Origin of the sequence: Peribacillus sp. NPDC058002 (assembly GCF_042886655.1) — a bacterium.
GTDB lineage: Bacteria > Bacillota > Bacilli > Bacillales > DSM-1321 > Peribacillus > Peribacillus aracenensis.
Window position 1 is genome coordinate 1 of record NZ_JBHVQU010000392.1, and the last position, 2472, is coordinate 2472.

Below are 2472 nucleotides of genomic sequence, written 5' to 3' on the forward strand. Positions count from 1 at the left end.
ACTTAGTGGAGAAGTTAAAAGGGCCGTAATATTTGATTTTCCAGGTATATCATACTTCGCGATGCCAAGGGCACCCAAAGTTCCGAATATGACGGAGAAAAGGGCAGCCAATGCTGCGAACTTCGCACTGTTCAAAAAGGCTTCCAAAAATTCAGGACGCTCCAAGATCTTGGCATACCATTGCAGTGAGAAGCCTTCAGCCGGAAAGCTTGGATAATTGGCACTAGTAAAAGAAGCGGGAATAACGACAATAAGCGGTATCAAGATATAGATAATTGCCAACACGGCTACAGCAATCCGAAGGCCTCCAAACGTTTTCATCATCGGAATACCTCCTTGAATTTCCCTTTTTCAAACACCCTGGTAAAGACAGCCACTGATATGACAGTGGTTGCTAATAGAATATAAGAAAGAGCAGATCCGAATGTCCAATGCAGCAAGTTGTTTATTTGATCATAGATGACAACAGGCATCACGGGCACATTGGCTCCCCCCATTAGGGCAGGTGTAACATATGCACTCATTGATAAACTGAATACGAGAATGCAGCCAGATACGATACCAGGGATACTTAACGGTAATGTAATTGAAAAGAACCTTCTGAATGGACTTGCCCCAAGTATTGCTCCTGCCTTATCCAGAGAAGGATCAATATTATATAAACTGGCAACGATGGACAAGATCATGAAAGGAAGATATGCATTGGATAGTCCGATCACAACTCCGATTTCCGAAAACAATAGTTTCAATGGTGCATCTATTATGCCAAGGGCCATCAAGGTTTGATTAATCGTTCCATTAGGCAATAGCAGTAGGTACCAGCCAAAATTACGGACAACTATACTTACCAAGAGCGGTGACACGATCAAGAGAGTGATATACCCTCTGATCCGCGCTGAACTTTTGGCCATCGTCAAAGCTACCGGATATCCAAGAAATAAAGCAACCAAGACCGAATATAAACTGATTTTCACTGTCAGCCATAAAGAAGATAAGTAATAGCTATCGGTAAATAATTGTGTATAGTTTTTCAGGCTATAAACTGCATCCGCTCCTCCAAGATTATCTGTTGATATGAAGCTTAAATATAAAATATATAACATCGGTATGACAAAGAAACCAAATATGAAAAGCAGAATCGGCGTTAAAAGGAGTAATCCAGGCACCCAGACTTTCCTTTTCTTGATTTTAGGTTCCTTTTGCGGTTCGATTGGATTCGTTTCCTGTTCTATTTCTTGACTAGCATAACTTCTGATGGGCTCCATCCAATTAGCACCTCACTTCCATTTTGCCATGATGAATCGAAAGCGGAAGTCAATACTTGAATACTTTTCCCATGTAATAGAACATTGATTTCCCAAGAGGTACCAAGATAGTTAATCTGGCTTATCTTAGCATGTTGGAAATCCAATGGAGAGGCAGATTTTTCTGCAAGAGAAACTATTTGCAGTTTTTCTGGTCTAATATAAAGCTTCACTTCATCACCAGTTTTTAAATCACTATCATTTCCCATGATGTTGTTTGCATCGACATGAGTGATATCAGGCCCTATCTTGACTGAAACTTTCCGTTTATCCACAGCAGACACAATGCCTTCAAAACAATTCGATTTCCCGATGAATTGAAACACGAATTCAGTCTTGGGATGATTGTAAATCTCAGTCGGAGTACTGATTTGTTCAATTTTCCCTGCATTCATGACCACGACTCGATCAGACATGGAAAGAGCTTCTTCTTGATCATGGGTCACAAAAATGGTCGTTACGCCAATTTCCTTTTGTAAGCGCTTTATCTCGGCCCTGAGTTCATGACGCAACTTTGCATCAAGGTTTGAAAGCGGTTCGTCAAGCAAAAGGAGCTCCGGTTCAACTACAAGAGCTCTGGAAATCGCAACACGCTGACGCTGACCTCCTGATAATTCCCTTGGATAACGATTCTCCAATCCTGACATTTTTACTAATTCAAGCGCTTTACTTATCTTCTTTTTTTGCTCAGCTTTACTAACTTTGCGCAGTTTCAGGCCAAAACTGAGATTTTCATAGACTGTCATATGAGGAAAAAGCGAATATGTTTGAAAAACCATCCCTAAATCTCGCTTATAAGGCGGAACCTTCGTCACATTATTGCCTTTAATATGGACCTCTCCCCGATCTGCATCGAGGAACCCAGCTATTAGGTTCAAGGTAGTGGACTTTCCACACCCTGAAGGCCCAAGAAGAGTAAGTAACTCTCCTTGTTTCACCTCCAGATCAATGCCATTCAGGACAACATTCGCTCCAAATTGTTTAAACGCGCCTTTTATCTCAACATCATTTTTGTTTGACCCAAACCCTTGGACTGCCTCCAGGGGTTGCCTATTCATTTCCACATCTTTTTTTAATACTTCCATGTGATAACACGCTCCTTTTTATTTGAGTTTTTTCCCTAATTCAGGAGTAACCTCTTTCGCCCATCTGTCCGACCCCTCGGCGC

At 41.3% G+C, this 2472-nt stretch carries 3 protein-coding genes; all 3 read right to left on the minus strand.

What is annotated here, in order from left to right; translation table 11 throughout:
* Nucleotides 1-324: ABC transporter permease (locus tag ACFVSH_RS25460; protein ID WP_387708543.1), on the minus strand; the 324-nt coding region annotated here is incomplete at its 3' end.
* On the minus strand, nucleotides 321-1265 hold the full coding sequence (locus tag ACFVSH_RS25465; RefSeq protein ID WP_098372380.1) for an ABC transporter permease: 945 nt from the start codon (nucleotides 1263-1265) through the stop codon (nucleotides 321-323). The genes ACFVSH_RS25465 and ACFVSH_RS25460, both read right to left, overlap by 4 nt.
* Entirely contained in the window at nucleotides 1229-2362 is a 1134-nt protein-coding gene (locus tag ACFVSH_RS25470) for an ABC transporter ATP-binding protein (protein WP_387599327.1), read from the minus strand. Before ACFVSH_RS25470 ends, ACFVSH_RS25465 begins: the two co-directional genes overlap by 37 nt.
* Nucleotides 2363-2472: the final 110 nt, after the last annotated feature.